This is a genomic window from Pseudoalteromonas sp. S4492 (genome assembly GCF_005886115.1).
GTDB classification, from domain to species: domain Bacteria; phylum Pseudomonadota; class Gammaproteobacteria; order Enterobacterales; family Alteromonadaceae; genus Pseudoalteromonas; species Pseudoalteromonas gelatinilytica.
The window spans coordinates 63,309-83,436 of sequence record NZ_PNCP01000026.1 but is presented as its reverse complement, the minus strand read 5'-3'; the positions used below and the strand labels follow the sequence as shown (position 1 = coordinate 83,436).

At 41.2% G+C, this 20,128-nt stretch carries 16 protein-coding genes; 9 read left to right on the top strand and 7 right to left on the bottom strand.

Features of this window, described 5'->3' with window-relative positions; genetic code table 11:
* Positions 1-315 precede the first annotated feature (315 nt).
* Together gppA and rhlB are read right to left on the bottom strand one after the other, a co-directional pair.
* On the bottom strand, positions 316-1,809 hold the full coding sequence (gppA, locus tag CWC28_RS08145; protein WP_063700705.1) for a guanosine-5'-triphosphate,3'-diphosphate diphosphatase: 1,494 nt from the start codon (positions 1,807-1,809) through the stop codon (positions 316-318).
* Positions 1,810-1,857: 48 nt separating this feature from the next.
* Complete coding sequence (gene rhlB / locus CWC28_RS08140) at positions 1,858-3,132, bottom strand: ATP-dependent RNA helicase RhlB (protein ID WP_063700702.1); 1,275 nt, start codon at positions 3,130-3,132, stop codon at positions 1,858-1,860.
* Positions 3,133-3,222: 90 nt separating this feature from the next.
* Here rhlB and trxA point away from each other — a divergent pair, with 90 nt between their 5' ends.
* From trxA to CWC28_RS22650, 3 genes are all read left to right on the top strand, one after another.
* Complete coding sequence (gene trxA, locus CWC28_RS08135; RefSeq protein WP_063700701.1) at positions 3,223-3,549, top strand: thioredoxin TrxA; 327 nt, start codon at positions 3,223-3,225, stop codon at positions 3,547-3,549.
* Between the two features lie 181 nt (positions 3,550-3,730).
* The gene (gene rho / locus CWC28_RS08130; RefSeq protein ID WP_062566226.1) at positions 3,731-4,990 is read left to right on the top strand and encodes a transcription termination factor Rho; all 1,260 of its coding nucleotides are present in this window, start codon (positions 3,731-3,733) and stop codon (positions 4,988-4,990) included.
* Positions 4,991-5,153: 163 nt separating this feature from the next.
* Positions 5,154-6,404 carry a methyl-accepting chemotaxis protein gene (locus tag CWC28_RS22650; protein WP_063700699.1) on the top strand — a complete coding sequence of 417 codons (1,251 nt, stop codon included), beginning with the start codon at positions 5,154-5,156 and terminating at the stop codon, positions 6,402-6,404.
* On the opposite strand, the gene CWC28_RS08120 is transcribed toward CWC28_RS22650, so the two are convergent.
* A complete protein-coding gene (locus CWC28_RS08120; protein WP_138624963.1) occupies positions 6,377-9,211 on the bottom strand; it encodes a tetratricopeptide repeat protein in 2,835 nt (944 codons plus the stop codon). The genes CWC28_RS22650 and CWC28_RS08120 overlap by 28 nt on opposite strands.
* Positions 9,212-9,369: 158 nt before the next feature.
* Between CWC28_RS08120 and CWC28_RS08115 the strand changes: the two genes are divergently transcribed.
* On the top strand, positions 9,370-9,951 hold the full coding sequence (locus CWC28_RS08115) for a DNA-J related domain-containing protein (RefSeq protein ID WP_063700695.1): 582 nt from the start codon (positions 9,370-9,372) through the stop codon (positions 9,949-9,951).
* A 9-nt stretch (positions 9,952-9,960) separates the two neighbouring features.
* Here CWC28_RS08115 and dbpA read toward each other — a convergent pair whose 3' ends face one another.
* Entirely contained in the window at positions 9,961-11,349 is a 1,389-nt protein-coding gene (dbpA, locus tag CWC28_RS08110; protein WP_063700692.1) for an ATP-dependent RNA helicase DbpA, read from the bottom strand.
* Positions 11,350-11,536: 187 nt separating this feature from the next.
* On the opposite strand from dbpA, the gene CWC28_RS08105 reads away from it, so the two are divergent.
* Positions 11,537-12,493 carry a tetratricopeptide repeat protein gene (locus CWC28_RS08105; protein WP_105174420.1) on the top strand — a complete coding sequence of 319 codons (957 nt, stop codon included), beginning with the start codon at positions 11,537-11,539 and terminating at the stop codon, positions 12,491-12,493.
* Between the two features lie 312 nt (positions 12,494-12,805).
* On the opposite strand, the gene CWC28_RS08100 is transcribed toward CWC28_RS08105, so the two are convergent.
* Together CWC28_RS08100 and CWC28_RS08095 are read right to left on the bottom strand one after the other, a co-directional pair.
* Positions 12,806-14,767 carry an alpha/beta hydrolase family protein gene (locus CWC28_RS08100; protein WP_105174419.1) on the bottom strand — a complete coding sequence of 654 codons (1,962 nt, stop codon included), beginning with the start codon at positions 14,765-14,767 and terminating at the stop codon, positions 12,806-12,808.
* Positions 14,768-14,875: 108 nt separating this feature from the next.
* Positions 14,876-15,781, bottom strand: a complete 906-nt coding sequence (locus tag CWC28_RS08095; RefSeq protein ID WP_105174424.1) for a DUF808 domain-containing protein — start codon at positions 15,779-15,781, stop codon at positions 14,876-14,878.
* 113 nt (positions 15,782-15,894) lie between these two features.
* Between CWC28_RS08095 and CWC28_RS08090 the strand changes: the two genes are divergently transcribed.
* The 4 genes from CWC28_RS08090 (at position 15,895) to CWC28_RS08075 (ending at position 19,097) form a co-directional block, all read left to right on the top strand.
* Positions 15,895-16,182: an MliC family protein gene (locus CWC28_RS08090; protein WP_063700686.1), complete on the top strand. Its 288-nt coding sequence runs from the start codon at positions 15,895-15,897 to the stop codon at positions 16,180-16,182.
* Between the two features lie 85 nt (positions 16,183-16,267).
* Positions 16,268-17,734 carry a 4-hydroxy-3-polyprenylbenzoate decarboxylase gene (gene ubiD / locus CWC28_RS08085; protein WP_105174418.1) on the top strand — a complete coding sequence of 489 codons (1,467 nt, stop codon included), beginning with the start codon at positions 16,268-16,270 and terminating at the stop codon, positions 17,732-17,734.
* A gap of 87 nt (positions 17,735-17,821) precedes the next feature.
* Positions 17,822-18,535 carry an NAD(P)H-flavin reductase gene (fre, locus tag CWC28_RS08080; protein WP_058585406.1) on the top strand — a complete coding sequence of 238 codons (714 nt, stop codon included), beginning with the start codon at positions 17,822-17,824 and terminating at the stop codon, positions 18,533-18,535.
* A 145-nt stretch (positions 18,536-18,680) separates the two neighbouring features.
* Positions 18,681-19,097 (top strand): CBS domain-containing protein, encoded by a 417-nt coding sequence (locus tag CWC28_RS08075; protein WP_054554669.1) that lies wholly within the window; start codon positions 18,681-18,683, stop codon positions 19,095-19,097.
* A gap of 17 nt (positions 19,098-19,114) precedes the next feature.
* Here CWC28_RS08075 and add read toward each other — a convergent pair whose 3' ends face one another.
* Complete coding sequence (gene add / locus CWC28_RS08070) at positions 19,115-20,116, bottom strand: adenosine deaminase (protein ID WP_105174417.1); 1,002 nt, start codon at positions 20,114-20,116, stop codon at positions 19,115-19,117.
* Positions 20,117-20,128: the final 12 nt, after the last annotated feature.

Here is a 20,128-nt window from a genome sequence, read left to right as displayed (position 1 = left end):
TTTATATTGTTAAAGAACGTTTGAGATACTTTTGCGTCTCAAGGGCTGTGCATTCTACGCAAGCCGTTGTTTTTGTCAACACTTAATTTTGAGAAAAGTTTATTTTTTCAAAACCCAGTCTTACTTGACTCAACTAACTCGTCGTTTTGCTTTTTTGTAAGCAGTCCGCCGTGTCGGTGGATGCGCATTATAGGGAGATCCGAATTGAGATCAACTGTTTTTTGAAGTTTTTATGAAAAAAATGACTGTTCGCGCAAAATACGAACGAAACGCGCAAAAATAGCACTAAAAAAGGCCCTAAAGGGCCTTTTAACGTTATTTTACTATGAGCTTCCAACCTACTTTTGCTTGTAACTTGGACTCTAGTTGCAGTTCACTGGCCATTAATGGGTGATATTTTAACCAATCGCCATCAAATGTCAGTGTGAGGGTGTTTTCATTAACACTAAGATCTATCGCTGGCAGTACATCATCTTGGCGACGCATTGATAAGATCACGGCGATCCGCACAACTCTTGTTAAACATTCTGCGAGTACTTGATGACAACCTAAGTGAGCAAAGCTGTTTTTAACAAGATCAGCACGATGTTCATTAGCAACAGCTGTGATCAGTTTATGCTCAGATTGTGAGAATCCTGGCATATCTGTGTTTTCTATAATGTAAGCTGTGTGCTTATGATAAAGCTTATACTCTATCAGTAAGCCAATCTCGTGCAGTTTTGCAACCGTTCTTAATAATGCGATTGCGTTATCATCGATTGACTGCCATTGCCCCATGACGCTTTTTGCCAATTGCTCTGCTAGTTGCGCCACACGGCACGCTTGTTTTTGATCAACATGATAGCGATTCATTAAGCCATCAACAGTTCGTTTTCGAATGTCGTGGTTATGAAGCTCTGGCACCATGCTGTATAAAACACCTTCGCGTAATGCGCCGCGAGCAAGACCCATTTGTTTTATATCTAACGATTCAAACAATGCGATCAAAATAGCGAGGCCAGAAACAAACACTAGACGGCGCTCTTCGCTCAAGCCTGCAAGCTCAAGATCAGCAATAGTGTCAAATTGTACTGATTGTTCTTTAATGGCGAGGAGCTTATCGAGCGTTAAAAGCTCATCTTGGTTTTGTGCAACCATGATCTCTTGAATAGCTTGCACAGTACCCGATGCACCGCTCGCTATTTGCCAGCCCGTTGCTTTGTATTCATCAACAATTTCAGCAACCACATCACTAGCCGCTTTAATTGCTGCAGCAAAATTTTCGTTACTGAGTTTTTGATCTTTAAAGTAGCGTTCTAGGAAGGTAACACACCCCATATGCAGACTTTTGTAGTGCAGTGCATCAAAACCTTGGCCGATCACGACTTCAGTACTCGCGCCGCCAATATCGATCACCAGTTGTTTGCCGCTACAAGCTGAGGTATGCGCCACACCTTTATAGATTGTCTTTGCTTCTAACTCACCGCTGATGACATTGATTTTATGACCAAGGATCTGTTCAGCTTTTTGCTTGAATACATCAGCGTTAGTAGCAAGACGTAAGGTTGCGGTCGCAACAATTGTGATGTTTTTCTTTGGTATGTCTTGTAGACGTTCAGCGAACAATGCTAGGCATTCCCAGCCTCGTTGCATAGCTTCTGTACTTAGGACGTTGTTTTCATCAAGTCCTGCAGCAAGCCTTACTTTACGTTTGACTCGACCGATCGTTTGCAGACCGCCAGCAATCGATTTAGCGATCAGCATATGAAAGCTATTTGATCCTAAGTCGATTACTGCATACACATTTTTTTGCGGTTGAAGTTGCCCCACCGTTCAAAAACCTCTAGTTACTACTAAGTCTTCAACAACGGTCGCTTATTACGACCGTGATTTCTGGTAACTATTATTTGGTCGACGTCCGTTGTTATTACGACTACGTGGGCCTGTAGAATAGTTCCGCTTTTTCTGAATAGTAGGCTTAGTTAAATCATCAAGCAATGCACTTTTATCATAATGTGATAATGGAATGCTGTGTTCTATATATTGCTCAATTTCGTGGAGATTATAGGCATACTGTTCACAGGCAAAGCTAATAGCGTGTCCTGAAGCACCAGCACGTCCTGTACGGCCAATACGGTGTACATAGTCTTCACAATCATCTGGCAAATCAAAATTAAATACATGACTTACTTCTGGAATATGCAAACCACGGGCAGCAACGTCGGTTGCTACTAAAAAGTCTAAATCGCCTTTGGTAAATTGAGCCAAAATTGATTGACGTTTTTTCTGATTTACATCACCGGTTAATAACCCAACTCGATGACCATCCGCTTTCATCCATGCATAGACATTCTCACAACTGTGTTTCGTATTTGCAAACACAATTGCTTTCTCTGGCCATTCTTCTTCAATTAAAGTTAACAGTAACTTAATTTTGTCATCTTGTGATGGATGGAACAGCTCTTCCTGAATACGCTTACCTGTTTTTACATCAGGCTCGACTTGTACATGCTCAGGGTTAGTCATATGTTCAAACGCTAATTCCTGCACGCGATAAGACAAGGTTGCAGAAAATAATAGGTTTAAACGCTCAGACGTTTCTGGCATACGTCTAAACATATAACGAATATCTTTTATGAAGCCTAAATCGAACATACGATCTGCTTCATCAAGTACCACAACTTCAATTTCATTCAGGGTGTAACAGCCCTGTTTATAAAGATCGATAAGGCGTCCGGTGGTCCCAATTAAAATATCCACGCCTTTTTCTAGTTGTGCACGTTGTTTTTCGTAATCTTCGCCACCATATACTAAACCTAAGTTAAGATTACAGTGTGGCGCTAAAATTTTTGCATCTTTGTGTATCTGAATCGCCAGCTCCCTTGTTGGGGCCATGATCAGGGCTCTTGGATGTTTACTAGGTGCTTTGCTAGATTGTAATAACCGATGGCACGTGGCAGTTAAAAACGCCAACGTTTTGCCCGTACCCGTTTGTGCTTGGCCCGCAATATCGCGGCCTTCACAAATAAAAGGTAGGCATTTCGCTTGAATGGGTGTGCAATATTCAAACCCATTTTCGGTTAAACCGGCAACCACTTCCGGTGCGATAGCAAAGTCTGAAAACTTTTTATCGGTCAAATGTGTCTTAGTCATAGCGTTTAAGCATAACGTTTAAACTTGCAATAAGAAACAAGAGTGTTTAAATACGCATTAAATATTTCGCCTAACTAATCGGAGATCGCAATGAGCGAGAAAATTATTCAATTAACTGACGATAGCTTTGAAGCTGACGTACTACAATCAGACAAACCTGTACTTGTTGATTTTTGGGCTGAATGGTGCGGACCTTGTAAAATGATCGCCCCTATTCTTGACGAAGTAGCTGGCGAGTTTGATGGCCGTGTTACAGTTGCAAAACTTAACATCGACCAAAACGCGGGCACACCACCTAAGTTTGGTATCCGTGGTATCCCTACATTACTTCTTTTCAAAGATGGCCAAGTTGCAGCAACTAAAGTTGGTGCTCTTTCTAAGACTCAATTAGTAGAGTTTTTAGAAAACAACATCTAATGAAAATATAAAAAAAGGGCTTTTTGCCCTTTTTTTAGCTTTATTTTGTTTAAAGACTGGACGCCTTGCTAGTGACCTGCTAGTTTATAAAGCCAACTAATCCTTAGTTATACCAACAAACCTCACTCATGTATCTAACGATGATTTTGAGTATGACAATTGTAATAAAGAACCCACCAATATGCATTTACGCGAATTAAAAGACAAGTCTATCAAAGAGCTTGTAAACTTAGCTGAGTCCATGGGGCTCGAAAACGTAGCCCGTTTAAGAAAACAAGACATTATTTTCGCCATTTTGAAAGCGCACGCTAAAAGCGGTGAAAACATCTATGGCGGCGGTGTTTTAGAAATCTTACAAGATGGTTTTGGTTTCTTAAGATCATCAGAAGCATCTTACTTAGCCGGTCCAGATGATATTTATGTATCACCGAGTCAAATCCGTCGATTCAGCATGCGTACTGGTGACTCTATTTCAGGTCTTATTCGTCCACCTAAAGACGGTGAACGTTACTTCGCATTATTAAAAGTAAATGAAGTAAACTTCGACAAACCTGAAAACTCTCGCACAAAAATTCTTTTTGAAAACCTTACCCCACTTCACGCAAACGAACGTTTACGTATGGAACGTGGTAACGGTAGTACTGAAGATATCACAGCACGTGTACTTGATTTAGCCTCACCAATTGGTAAAGGCCAACGTGCGCTAATCGTTGCTCCGCCAAAAGCGGGTAAAACGATGCTACTGCAAAACATTGCACAATCAATTAGCTACAACCAGCCTGATTGTGAGCTTATGGTTCTTCTTATCGACGAGCGTCCAGAAGAAGTAACAGAGATGCAGCGTCTTGTTAAAGGTGAAGTAATTGCTTCAACATTTGATGAGCCAGCGAGTCGTCACGTTCAAGTTGCTGAAATGGTAATTGAAAAAGCGAAGCGCCTTGTTGAGCACAAAAAAGATGTGGTTATCTTACTTGATTCAATCACGCGTCTTGCTCGTGCTTACAATACCGTTATCCCTTCATCAGGTAAGGTACTAACTGGTGGTGTTGATGCAAACGCTTTACACAAACCAAAACGTTTCTTTGGTGCGGCGCGTAACGTAGAAGAAGGCGGTAGCTTAACAATTATTGCAACAGCCCTAATCGATACGGGTTCGAAGATGGACGAAGTTATCTACGAAGAGTTCAAAGGTACTGGTAACATGGAATTACACTTAAATCGTAAGATTGCTGAAAAGCGTGTATTCCCAGCGATTGATTTTAACCGCTCAGGTACGCGTCGCGAAGAGTTACTCACTAAACCTGATGAACTTCAGAAGATGTGGATCTTACGTAAGATCGTTCATGAGATGTCAGAAATTGATGCCATGGAATTCTTAATTGATAAGCTTTCAATGAGCAAAACCAATGATGAATTCTTTGACTCAATGAAACGTCAGTAACTATTACTAGTTTTTAAAAAATGCCTGTTTAATACAGGCATTTTTTTTGCGTAAAACTAAGGACATAACACCTTAATAGTTATACTTTTACAGAATAAGTTTATTGGTAATAAATAGAAATTTGTTCTATACATTATAGGATTAAAAGGTAAGGATCCCCTCAATGACTCGCATTAAAGTAGCTGTAGCTCTATTCTTAATAAGCTTACTTAGTTGTATTGCTAGTTTTACCGTATTTGAATTATCTGCAACAGCAATGGCTGTATTTGCGCTTATTGTTGTCGTTCCTTGGCTTACTATTATTGCTTACGTTTATACTACTGAGCATAAGCAACAGGATCACTTAAGTTATTTTGTTTCTAATATTACTTCTGAGCAAGGCATCGATTTCACTTTTCGTTTTGACGAAAATGATCGTCAATTACCGCAAGCTTGTCATGCCCTCAATGCCAGTTTGACGATGGTTGAACACATGCTTGGCGAAATATATTCGTCATCTGCCCGCTTATTACCTATGGCCGATGCACTGCGTGACACGTATGCATCAATGACTCAAAAAGCCACCATACAAGATGCTCATGGTATTGATTTAGCGGATACCATTACCCGTACGATTGAAGTATCGAAAGAGTTAGATAGAAGCCTTGAACAAATTTTTAATTCAGTATCTGATGCCACCCGTTCTGTACAACAAACCCGTTTAGACACAGATAAAAGCCAGGCGAGTCTTATCAAGCTTGCCGATAATATCAATCTAACGAGTGAGCAGATTATTTTACTTAAACAAGATAGTGATGCGATTGGCTCCGTCATTGATGTCATAAATAGTATTGCCGAACAAACTAACTTACTTGCGCTAAATGCTGCCATTGAAGCTGCACGAGCTGGCGAGCAAGGGCGTGGCTTTGCGGTAGTCGCTGATGAAGTAAGAAATCTGGCTGCCCGCACCAGTAAATCAACACAAGAAGTGCGTGAGATGGTAGCTAAAATCCAGCACAGTACTGAACAAGCATATCAATTAATGCAAACGGCACTAAAAGAAACCGAGCGTACGGTTGAGTTGTCTGAGGCTTCAACCAAAGAAACCAATAAAATTGAACAAGCAATGCTTGAAATTAATGCGTTTTCTGAGAGTGTTCATGAGCAGGTGGCGATGCAAAGCCAAATGTCGGATGAAGCCCAAGCAAGTATTGATGCGATGGTGGAGCTCAACTCTGATGCACTTTCAAGTTCACAAATACAGGCTGTATCGAGTAAAGACTTGGTTCGCCTTGCCCACACCATAGACGATAAGCTGTCGATGTTTCATATCACGCCACCCGAAACCGATCACGAACAGCGAATTGACCGCTCTCGTTTCGATACCAATCAAGAAATTGAAAAAATTCAAGACGGTGATATTGAACTGTTTTGATCAACCGAAGCATTATGTAGTTGCTCAAGTAGTTGAGCAACTAAACCTGTTAAATCGGTAAGTTTGTCTTGCTTTAACGCCGACTCAAGCGCCATAGCACTCATTGCAACATCATCTAGTGCAAACATTTTAGCCGCACCGCCAATTCGGTGAGCATCTTGCTGTAAGTTAAACAACTCATGAGCTGCAAAGTGCTGTTGTATCAATACGCTTTCATGCTCGAAGCTATTAATAAAGCTTGCCACTAAGTCGCTCATATCATGCTGAGACTTAGTTGTTGCCCCATCCTTTTTACAATGCTTAGCTAGTTGCGTGTAAAATACTTTTTTATCAATCGGTTTGGCTAAATATCCTGTAAAGCCGGCTTCGAGGTAGCTGTCAATTTCATGGCTAATTGCATTAGCTGTTAATGCATAGACAGGCTGAGTAAAGCCACATTCTTGTAATAGCTTGAGCGCCTGTAAGCCATCCAATACTGGCATTTGAATATCCAGCAGCACCACATCTGGGAATTCCTTGAGGCACTGCTCAACAGCTTGCTCACCATTTTCAACCGCAATCACCTCAAGGCCCATCGACTCTAAATAACGAGAAATTAAACGGCGGTTATCTGGGTGATCTTCAGCAAGTAACACTTTACCTGATAAACCTTTTGTCACTGGCTGCACATACTTTGTAAGCTCAACAGTTTCAGAGCTTGGCGTATGCTCTTTACACGGCAAGTAAAACGAAAATATGCTGCCTTTATTTAGTTCACTTTCAACACTAATATAGCCACCCATCATCATCGCAAGTTGTTGTGATAGGCTTAAGCCAAGCCCGGTCCCACCAAAGCGACGGCTGATGCTGTTGTCGCCTTGCCTAAAACATTCAAATATTTGCTTAAGCTGCTCGGCGTTCATACCAATGCCCGTATCAGCGACACGAAACCAGACGCCTTGCTCTACTTGAGAGACTTTTAACTCTACTTCACCTTGATTGGTAAATTTAATTGCATTAGCACATAGGTTGATAAGTATTTGTTTAATGCGGGTAAAGTCGAGTTGACTGTAAAACTGCTCACCCAACTCATTGTGAAAAGCAAAGTTCAGCCCTTTATCTTTAGCCTGACCACTGAGCATGGAGTGGACGTCAGTAAGTAATCGAACTAGATCACCTTCTTTTAGGCTTAACTCAAGCTTATTAGCCTCAATTTTACTAATATCGAGTACATCGTTAATCAGTTCTTTCAAGTGATCACTTTGTTTTTGAATAACCGCAAGCTCATCGTTTAACTGCTCTGGTTTATAAAAACCATTCATTAAATTATCGGTTTGCCCCAAAATTGCGGTTAAAGGTGTACGGATTTCATGGCTGATATTTGCTAAAAACTGACTTTTAATTTCGTTAGCACTACGTAATTGCTCTGCGGTTTCTTCAAGCTCTTTGGTGCGTTTCGCGACCATTAACGAAAGTTGCTCTTTGGCACCTTTTTCTATACTACGGCGATAAATAGTAATCCCCGTTACCACTATCATCACAAACAAAATAAATAACATAATGCCCAACTGGCGCTGTTTAGACATTTCGAGCTCTTGCACATGTTGTAGCTGCTTTAGCTCAACAATTTCTTGATTAAGCTGACTTGCTTGAATTTGACTTTGCAGCTCACCCATCGACTTTAATAATTGTAAGCTTTGCTCGCTTTTGAATGAACGTACAAACTGATCAAAACTAGCAACGGCCCCTGCATAATCTCCTTTGCCAGATTTAATTAAGGCCATCATTCCTGCGCCGTCTTGTACTCTCAAATCATCTTTATATTGTTTAGCCATAAAGACCGACGTAGTCAGAGTTGCTTCAGCTTCAGCGAGCTTTCCTTGTAATAACTCGATTTTTGCTTGCGATAATAAACCGGCAAGCTCTAACGTTTTATTATCAATTTGTTTTGCAAATTCAACAGCTTTCTCTGCGTGGCTTAAGGCAAGTTCTAAATCACCAGTGCGCAGATAAACATTGGCTATGTTTGCGTGGCGCGACGAAAGAAAATAAGCATTATTTGTCTCTTGGTAGTATCGCAAAGCTCGCTGATAGTAATGCAAAGACAGCTGATATTGACCAAGCTCAGAGTACGCAACGCCAATATTGCCATAGGATTGAGCAACGCCGTCTTCATCCCCTAATTTTTGGAAAATCTCTAGCGTTTCTCTATACATATCAAGCGCAATGTCATAGCTCGACAAACGAATATAAATACCCGCTATGTTGTGTAAGATATCTGCTTTATCTTGTTCACTGCCATGCTCTTCGTATATGTCTTTCGCTTCTTTGTAATACTTAAGCGCTTGATCCATATTGAACATATCAAAATAAGCAAGGCCAATATTACTAAGTAAGTTCGCTTCGGCAATTGGCTCTGGTAGCTTTTTCGCAACGCTTAATGCCTCACTGTAAGCAAGCACAGCTTGTTGCATCAAACCTTGATAATAGTAAGTAACCCCTTGCATTTTTAAACTACGAAAATACCGTTTTGGGGTTGCAGCAAAGCTTGTCGATTGCTCTGCCAATTGGTAGTTCTTTACAGCCGCCGAAAAATTGCCCTTATCAAGCGCAAAATCCGCAAGTTGCAGGTATATATCGAGCCTTTGTTCTTGGTTAGTTGAATCTTGCTTAAGCAGTTTTTTGGCAAGCTGTTGCTTTTCTTGCCACTGCTCGGATTCACTAAATTGTTTGAATAATGAAGAAATAGCAAAACTTGGCTGCGAAAAGAGTACACTGCAGCCGATCAGGATGGCTGTAAGCAAGCTAATACGCAGTGATGTGAACATATGACGAAATCCCTTAATATCAACTTAGCCTGAAGATGCAGTTAGTAAGCTTGGCTAAAAGTATTCCCTAGTATCTAAAAAACAATAGCGTAGTTTCATAAAAGCAGCTGTGATAGCGTATACCACTGTAGATTACACTAAAGATAGGCTTACGAACAATGGTTAACCCACTGATTGATGAGATTTTTTACCTTCTTTTGGAACAACCAACGTGGAAGGTTCATACGCTTGCCAGCGCTCTCAGTGAATCAGGAAAAATTGAACCATTAGACGCTGACCCACAAAAAGATCTGTTTAAACGCAACTTTTTAGTTATGAATGGCCTTTATCAGCTGCAAACACAACTCGCACCAGAGCAACAACTACAAATTGCCTCATTACATATTGAGCTTGTTAATGAGCAAATAAGTAATGCATTAGAAAGTCACGATCCGCTACGGGATTACTATTTAGATTGGCAAAACTTTGATACAAGCAGCGAAGAAATTGATGCGTTATTAACTGATTTTTGGCAGCGTTTTTCGTCATTTAGCCAAAAAAAGGGCATTCACCCGTTATCTCAGCAACAGCTATTAGACTTACAGCAGGCGTGGCAACTACCGGTGGGGTTTTCTTTAAAAGAGTTACAGAAACGCTGGCGGCAGCTCGCATTAAAACATCACCCAGACCGCCAAGGCTGTGCAATTGAGTTTAAGAAAATACAACTCGAATATGAGCAACTTAAAGCAAGCTGCTCATAATTTACCAATTTATCTGCTCAAACGTCGTGCGCGAATCTTACGCTTTTTAATATTACCTTCAGTTAATTTACGTAGCGCAGGTTTTGCAGCAGCTCGCTCTACAGCAATAAAGGCAACATTATCAAGCACATTAATTTTACCTACTTGATGACCAGCAATACCTTCTTTACCCGTTAATGCGCCTAAAATATCACCAGCACGAATTTTTTGCTTCTTGCCAGCATCAATCATAATGGTTGCCATGGTTGGCTTATAAGCGGGCTTTTCTAGCAAGCTAAATGGCGGAATTGGTTCCGGGTCAAAGTCACGCTCGTAGTGGTCGCCAATTTGTGCCACTTTAAATTGCTCAGCTTCACCATAAATAGAGCATGCAATACCCTTTTTACCTGCTCGACCGGTACGACCAACACGATGTACATGGGTTTGTGGGTCATGTGCAAGGTGATAGTTCACTACCATGTCCATATCGTTGATATCTAAGCCGCGTGCGGCAACATCCGTTGCAACCAGAATACAGGCGCTTTTATTAGCAAAGCGAATTAAAGTGCGCTCACGTTCACGCTGATCTAAATCACCGTGTAAGGCAACTGCACTAAAACCCTCAGCATAAAGATCATCACAAATCTGTTGTGTTTCAACTTTGGTGTTACAAAAAACCACACAGCTTTCTGGTTGGAACTTCAGTAGCAACAGCTTCAATGTATTAAAGCGCTGTTTGTTGTTATCAAGCTTGTAAAAGTATTGTTTGATTGTGCTCTTTGTTTGTTCTTCTTCAACCTTAATCATTTCTGGATTGCTAAGCACTCGCTCTGCAATCGCTGCAATTGATTTTGGATAAGTCGCACTGAACAATAATGTTTGGCGTTGGTTAGGAATGCACTCAACAATAGCATCAAGGGTATCCTGAAAACCCATGTCTAGCATTTGATCAGCTTCGTCTAACACTAAAGTCTCGACATCATCTAAGCGCAATGTGCCTTTGCGAATATGGTCATCAACACGACCAGGCGTGCCAACAATGATATGCGCACCATGTTCTAGTGAGCCAATTTGTGGACCAATAGACACCCCTCCACATAAGGTTAAAACTTTAATATTGTGAATGCCACGGGCAAGCTTACGAACTTCTTCAGCAACTTGCTCTGCTAACTCTCGGGTTGGACATAAAATGAGAGACTGAATACGAAACCTTTTCACATTTAACTTAGCCAATACACCTAGACTAAACGCAGCCGTTTTACCCGACCCGGTTTTGGCTTGGGCAATAATATCTTTGCCTTGCAAGATCACTGGCAAACTTTGCGCTTGCACAGGCGTCATTTGCGTATAACCTAAAGTTGATAAGTTATCGGTTAACTCTTGCGGCAAAGCCAAAGATGAAAAAGCAGTAGCAGTCACAGTAATATTCCAAACTTGATAATTGAGGGACATCCTCGAAGATGTTGTGGATCATAGCAGAGAATGTACTGTTTCTCTAAACGAAAACACTGTTCGACTCGTTTAATTCATATTTAGTTACAGTTTGACGCTTTCTAACTCTCTGCATTTGTTCTAGTTTATTGATAGCAATATTCAGGAAGAAACGATGCTTCTATTTAATACCGCACCCGCTGATGTTTTTTATAAAAAACAAAAAACGTGTCCACATTGTCATAGTGAACATTATTCTTTAAGCAATCACAGTAGAGTGTTGCGCTTTACCATTTTGCCCATCATGCCACTCTCTATTAATTATCAAAGGCAATGCGATGACTGTGGCTATGTTACTCCTGCACCTTGGTATTCCCTGCCAGCTCTAGAATTAGCCTCATTTATAAAATACTTTATTGGTCTATTCATCATCGTTTACCTATTCACAAAGGCATTACTTGGTGCGAATGAACAAACTGAGAACGAGCAAACTTACCTAAGCGAGCCTAAGTTATTTGATACCTATTTTGTGTATTCAGATAAATTCACTGGTAAGCCAAAACGTATTAACAATTTGAAAGTGGCACAACTCGTTGAGTTTGACGATAAGAGCATGACATTTAGAATTGCTAACTACACATACAAATACAACAAAGACATCGAGATTGCGATGCGCACCAGTCTGTTAGTGCAAGATGATTACTTTTCTAGTAAAACTCTAACCTTCAGTAAACAACAAATTAAACAGCTGTATGATGACGGCAGCATATATAAAATCATGCGACCTGAGCTTTATAGCTTATTCGGTGGTTTTGTGATGCACCCACCAAGACCCAAACCCTTATACGCAGGTGTGAAGTTAGATAAGTACAATCAACAAGGCATTACTTACTTCAAAGATGGCTTATACAAAGAAGCACTGAATAGCTTTACGCTGTCAGCTGAAGGTGGCTATTCATGGGGACAATTAAACTTAGGTCAGATGTATCGTGACGGCCAAGGCACAGAAATCAATAACGAAAAAGCAGCTTATTGGCTTAACAAAGCCACCTTACAAGGGAATCCGAAAGCGAAGATTGAACTTGCAGAGCTATGTTTGAGTTACGATTGTAGTAAATTAGACACTCAATAACCAATTATCCATAAACATCACTCAGAAGAAACCAAGCTAATAATATGACTCTCGCTATTTACTTTACTTTTGTTATGTTATAACATTTTTACGTGGCGCAGTATTTATATTATTTTGTTGGTTTTATAAATGCGTGTTAGCAAAAGCAGAGTCACTCTCCCTACTCTGTTTTAAATTGCAACTGGGCTGCATTGCTTAATGAACGAATCGTCTTTTGAGTTTGTATAACTTGAAGGAAGACCTTGCACACTAGCACGCTTACGTTCCCGTGCTAAATCTTTGCCGGCGAGGTATCTCGCCGGCATTTTTCTTTTAAAGTTTTAAATGGTCTTCTAAGAAAGCCAGTACTTTTTTATAGTAAAGAGTGCGGTGCTCTTCTTTATAAAAACCGTGGCCTTCATCATCTAGAATAGTAATTTCATATGGGTGCTTAGCTTTTTTCAACGCAGCTTCTAATGATTCTGCTTGCTCAATTGGGGCACGTTCGTCTTCACCACCATGCACAATAAGTACAGGCGCTTTTAGCTTATCAATGTTGTAAACCGGCGAGAATGCTTTTAACTCAGCCTCATCAGTACCAATCACTGTTTTTAGGTAATTAACTCCATAGCTTCGGGCTTGCGTGTCACCCTCTTCATACATAAGAGGCAAGTCGTAAACCCCCATCAGACCTATTGCACACTTGAACATATCCGGCTCGATAATCGCGCTTTGTAATGCAGAGTAACCACCGAAGCTGGCTCCCATAATACAAATATTATCTTTATCAACTGTGCCGTCATTAATTAACAGTTTTACACCATCAATAATATCGTGCTGAATATTTTGTCCCCACTGGCGATAGCCAGCTTCTCTAAAATTCTGTCCAAAACCTGGTGAACCACGAAAATTCACCTTAAGCACTGCCATACCTCTATTAGCTAGCATTTGCGCTTCTGGATCGTAACCCCAATAATCTCTTGCTTGGTAAGGACCACCATGTGGCATAACAACGAGTGGTAAGTTTTTCTCAGCTTTGCCATTTGGCACAGTTAAATAAGCAAGAATTGTTAATCCATCGCGGCTTTTAAAACGCAGTGGTGTGGTTTGCGCCATATCATCTTGGTTTATCCAACCACGCGCAGAAAATAGCACTCTTAACTTATTCTTCTTTGCGTCATACAGATAATATTGCCCAGGGTTTATATCACTTGATGCAAAAATAATATTTTTTGAATCGTCTTCGGTACTGCTGACTAGCTGCACTTGACTACCAGGTAATGCACCTAACATATCTTTAAGACGCTGAGACTTTACTGAGCTACTATCTACAAAAGAGTAGCTTGGATAGTCAGCCTCCGTTTCTATTGCAAATAACTCTTTAGTAACTTCATCAACCCAAATATGTGATGGTGACACATGCTTATCTTGGAAGATTTTCGTTACTTCTTTGGTTTTTAGGTTAATTTTAATCAGGCTTTCTGCTTCGCCACCCTTTGATGCGGTGGCATATACAGACTCACCTGATTTATCAAATGCCTTTAATGAAATATCGGTGTAATCAATACCTTCTAAATCAAGCTCTTTCCAAAAACCGCCCTCAGGCTCTCGAACATGAAGTGTCGCATTGAGGTAATCGTCACTTGATACAGCGATACGAACGTTACCATCATGGTCTGTTAGAAATTCACCCATTGGTGCAGGTGATCGCGTAATTAAAGTGCGCAGACCGCGATATACATCGACTTCATAAACAACGGTAGTTGGCTCATTGGTTGCAGTCCATGGGTAAGTGACAACCAAAACTTTTTTATCATCATGAAGTAAGGGATCTAAAAGATATGAAGTCCCCTCTACAGGTGTTTGTTTTTTTAACCGAGTACCTGTTTGCTGTTCACCATGATAACCAATTACGTATGCGCCACGGCTACCATCAGCGTTAACAGCAAATAACTCACCATAATAAATAGGAGTATCTTGCCAGCCTTTTAAATACTCTTTTTCAAGAATAACACGTTCGTTGTTAACCCAGTGGTATTCGCCAACCTGTGCATTACCCGGAAAAGCAACCGCATGGGTTACGGCAAACTTGGTTGTATCAACAATAATGAGTGAATTTTTACCTTCGTGCTTTTTAATAGCAGCAACGTAATTGCCATCAGGAGAGATGGTTACACGACTAAAGTCATTGCCTTTACTAAAATCTTCTACCGATAATTTTGCAGATTTAGCGAAACTGGTAAATGACAGCGTAAATAACGCTAGCCCCAGCATAAAAGTGAGGTATCGAGACATGATTAACTCCATTTAACGATTTAATTGTTATTTTTAGCTGAGCAATAATAAAGCAAAGACCCTATTTAAGCTACAATAAATTAACAAACCCGAGTTAACAAATGCTATTTATCGACGAATTTTATGCCAAAGTTCAACCACTAATACGACGATCACGCCGGCAACAACGCCCAATAAACCATCAAATATAATTGGCGTAGCCAGCTCACCGGTTTTACCAAGTAAACCCGTTACAAACTCAGTGCTAACCTGCTGGGCGTGATGCAAAACAGGGATCCCATGTACCAATATACCTCCGCCAACTAAGAACATAGCAACCGTTCCTGCAAAGGCTAAAAAGCGCATTAACTTAGGCGCTGCAGCAAGTAAAAACTTACCTACGAGCTCTTTAAACTTACCGCCACTTTGCTGCGCTTTTTGCAGTAAATACAAACCAGCATCATCAAGTTTAACAATCCCTGCAACTAACCCATACACGCCAATGGTCATAATAATTGCGATTACACTGAGCACTAAAGCTTGATTAACCAGCGTTGCGCCAGCAACCGTGCCTAGCGTTATCACGATGATTTCTGCTGAGAGGATAAAATCAGTGCGGATCGCCCCTTTCACTTTTTGCTTTTCGTATTCTTGTAAGTCTTGTTGTTCAACCACACTTTCATCTTCTTGTTGAGCGTGACCAAACAGTTTTTCGATAATTTTCTCTGCACCTTCAAAGCACAAAAACAGGCCGCCAACCATTAACAGCGGAGTGATTAACCAAGGCAACCAAACACTAATCAATAACGCTGCGGGCACTAAGATGGCTTTGTTAATAAACGAGCCTTTTGCTACAGCCCAAACCACTGGTAACTCTCTATCGGCAGTTACCCCTGTGACTTGCTGGGCATTGAGAGCGAGGTCATCACCTAATACCCCTGCTGTTTTTTTTGTTGCGACTTTACTCATCGTCGCAATGTCGTCTAAAAGTGTTGTAATATCATCAAGTAAGGTTAGTAAATTTGTGCCTGCCATGGTGGTTCCTTGCCCATTAAATACACTATCAACATAACTTATCCTGCCATTTTCACCAACGGTTAATTTTTCTTTGTTAGGCTTATAGCTCATTCAAAAATAGAGGTGTTTCTATGATTAAACCACTTCTCTCGGGACTCGCTTTAGTTACCTTGTGCGCGTGTGCTGAGCAAAGTGCACCGAGCAATTATCTGTGCGATGAGACCCTTAGCGCCAGTATCGTTGAATACAGTGATGATGAAGCCAGACTGACATTTAAGGACGCTGAATTTTCACTCAATCGCCAAGTAAGCGGCTCAGGGGTTAAATACAGTGCAGATAATGTACTGTTTTGGTCAAAAGGCGATGAGGCCATGCTGATTTTAAAAGGTAAAAAGTACCAATGTAGCTTAACAAAGTAAGAGTAAATGCTTTCGTGGCTAAATTAGCTTAATCAGTGGTTTTGAGTATAATAGCGACAGTTTATTCAGCGTTTAAGCGGCTATAATGAAATACAAAGATCTTCGCGAATTTATCGAGTTATTAGAACAAAAAGGTGAATTAAAACGGATCAAACAAGAAATTGATCCTTACCTTGAAATGACCGAAATTGCCGACCGCACGTTACGTGCCGAAGGCCCTGCTCTGTTATTCGAAAACCCTAAAGGTCACACCATTCCCGTTCTTGCTAACCTTTTTGGTACGCCCAAACGTGTAGCTATGGGTATGGGCCAAGATGATGTCAGTGAACTGCGCGAAGTCGGTAAGTTATTAGCTTTTCTAAAAGAGCCTGAGCCACCAAAAGGTATTAAAGAGGCACTAGGGCAAATCCCAGTATTCAAGCAAGTATTGAATATGCCTGCAAAAGAAGTAAAAAAAGCACCTTGTCAGCAAGTGATACTTGAAGGCGATGATGTTGACTTAACGAAGTTACCTATCCAACATTGCTGGCCGGGTGATGCAGCTCCTTTGATTACATGGGGCCTAACGGTTACTAAAGGGCCTTATAAAAAGCGCCAAAACTTAGGTATTTACCGTCAGCAGCTACTGGGTAAAAACAAAATTATTATGCGTTGGTTATCGCATCGCGGTGGCGCATTAGATTTTCGTGAATGGTGTAAAGAGCACCCAGGTGAACCCTACCCTGTATCAGTGGCATTAGGTGCTGATCCTGCGACAATCTTAGGCGCTGTAACACCCGTCCCTGATACCCTAAGCGAATATGCGTTTGCTGGTTTACTACGCGGTAGTAAAACTGAAGTCGTAAAATCGATTTCAAATGACCTACAAGTGCCTGCTACTGCTGAGTTCGTGCTTGAAGGTTATATTATGCCGGATGAAACAGCACCAGAAGGCCCTTATGGCGATCACACCGGTTACTACAACGAAGTAGACGAGTTTCCGGTGATGACGGTGACTCATATTACACATCGTGAAAACCCAATTTATCACAGCACTTATACTGGCCGTCCACCAGATGAGCCAGCAGTACTCGGGGTTGCATTGAACGAAGTGTTCGTACCAATTCTGCAAAAGCAATTCCCTGAAATTGTAGATTTTTATCTGCCACCTGAAGGCTGTTCTTATCGTATGGCTGTGGTCACCATGAAAAAACAATACCCGGGTCATGCTAAGCGCGTAATGATGGGGGTGTGGTCTTTCTTGCGCCAATTCATGTATACCAAGTTCGTGATTGTTTGCGATGATGATGTAAACGCACGCGACTGGAACGACGTAATTTGGGCCATTACCACACGTATGGACCCTGCTCGCGATACGACGATGATCGAAAACACGCCAATTGATTATTTAGATTTTGCATCGCCAGTTTCTGGCCTTGGTTCAAAAATGGGCATGGATGCGACTAATAAATGGCCTGGCGAAACAGATCGTGAATGGGGTGAGCCCATTGTCATGGATCCAAAAATCAAAGAACGTGTTGATGAATTATGGGACAGCTTAGATATTCTCTAGGCTGTGACTATGTTAAACTGCTCAAAATTTAACGGTTATGAGTGCGATTCATAACCGAATTTGCTTCTGTGCTTATAAAGGTAAACTATGCAAACATTACTCGCTGACGTTGTTGCGATCAGCCCGCTTACAGACCACGTACATAAGGTCATTTTGAAACCACAGCAACCTGTGTCATTCGAGGCAGGCCAATATATGCAACTTGTATTAGGCGAAAAAGATAAGCGCGCCTTTTCTATTGCAAGCCGCCCATCACAAACTGAGCAAATTGAACTACACATTGGTGCCGCGGGTGCTGATTCGTATGCGATGCAAGCGCTTGATCATTTACGTCAAGCACATACAGAGCAACAGCAAGTTAATGTTGAAGTAGGTTTAGGCGTATCACAGCTGCGAGTTGAGGGTGAGCGCCCAATTATTCTACTCGCTGGCGGTACTGGCTTCTCTTACGCTAAATCAATGGCTGATCACCTTGCTGAAATTGGCTGTGAGCGTCCTGTATTATTTTACTGGGGTGTACGTGAGCAAGCTGCACTTTATGCTCATGATGAAATGCAAGCATGGGCAAACAGCAACCCACATTTCCAATATATTCCTGTGGTTGAAAATGCACCGCAAAGCTGGACTGGCAAAACCGGTTACGTCCACAAAGCCGTTATGGAAGATATCGTGTCTTTAGAACCATACGATATTTACATGGCAGGCCGCTTCGACATGATTGGCGTGGTTCGCGATGATTTTATTAATCATGGTGCGGTACGTGAGAACATGTACGCCGATGCATTTGCATTCATTAAATAACTTACTCATACAGGTTATTTTTAAGGCATCCAATTGGATGCCTTTTTTATTTGTTTTACCTATCGCCTTAATCCATCTAAACGATTTCACAAACTGCATTTCCTTGACCATACTCTGATTAGAATAACGATGGGGAGAGACCCAAATGCTAAATACAAAAGTACAAGATTTTATGCAACGTAAGTTGCCACACATTACGCCTGAAACTGAAATGACCACCGCAATTAGCGAGCTACAAAAGTTTAAATTATTGGGCGCACCGGTATTTGATGATAACAAAAGCCTAGTCGGCTTTATTTCTGAACAAGAGCTGCTGCAGCCGCTTATGCAAAACAGTTATTTCTGCGATGGCGTGGTAAAGGTAAAACAACTCATGCGCACCGATGTTGTTACCGTGAGTAGCGATCAAAATATCATTGAGTTGGCTGATGCCATGAAAACGGGTAAGCCAAAGAATTACCCAGTTATCGAGGGTGGTAAGGTTGTTGGCATGATCAGCCGAGGTGACGTGCTCAAGGCATTATATGAAAACTACGTTTCATGCCAAGAGCACCAAGTATAGGATGACGAGTTAGCTGCTTAACGATTAGCAGCTAACTGTTTTAAAGCCGCTTTATCAGCATCGCTTAAATAAGCAATTTCAAGCGCATTAGCTTGCGCTTTTTCCATATCGGCTGGGCTTAAACCTGCCGCAGGTGCTGCTACTTGATACTCATAGGCTATTTCAATACCTTCAACTGCCGGATCATCGGTATTAATTGATGCCAAAATACCATGGTCTAAAAAGGTTTTTAACGGGTGTTTAGCAAGCTCAGCAACAGTACTAGTTTGGATGTTACTGGTTAAGCAAGACTCGATACCAATGCGCTTATCACGTAAATAATCCATTAGCGCAGTATCTTCAATCGCTTTTACACCATGACCAATACGCGTTGCACCAAGCTCGTTAATTGCTTGCCAAATACTTTCGCTGCCTCGCGCTTCACCTGCATGAATAGTGGCTGCTAAGTATGCATCGTGTACTTGCTTAAAGTGATCAACAAATAACTCGCCCGGAAAGCCAATTTCATCGCCAGCTAAATCAACCGCAACTAAATCATTTTTAAAAGCTAGTAGCGCATCAAGCTCTTGCTGACAGATTTTAGTGCCATATGTACGCGACATAATGCCGATTAAGTTGGCTTTGATTGGCGCGTTTTGACACGCACTTTTAACACCATCAACCACCGCTTCGACAACACCTTGCGGATGTAGGCCTTGGCTTTGCGCCATATAATATGGACTAAAACGAAGCTCAACGTAATCGAGGTTTTGGGCAATCGCATCTTCAACATTTTCGATAGCAATACGACGACAAGCATCGTAATCACCCAGTACTTTTACACCCCAATCTAGCTTTTGTAAAAACGCCACTAAATTTGGCTCAGGGTCGATAACCTGTACGTGCGGAATAAGCGCTTCAATGTTATCAGCAGGTAATTCAAGATTAAACTGACGACCAAGGTCTAAGATCGTTTGTGGGCGAACATTACCATCTAGATGACGGTGAATATCAAGCAAAGGGAGTTTGTTATTGATCATAATTAGCACTCA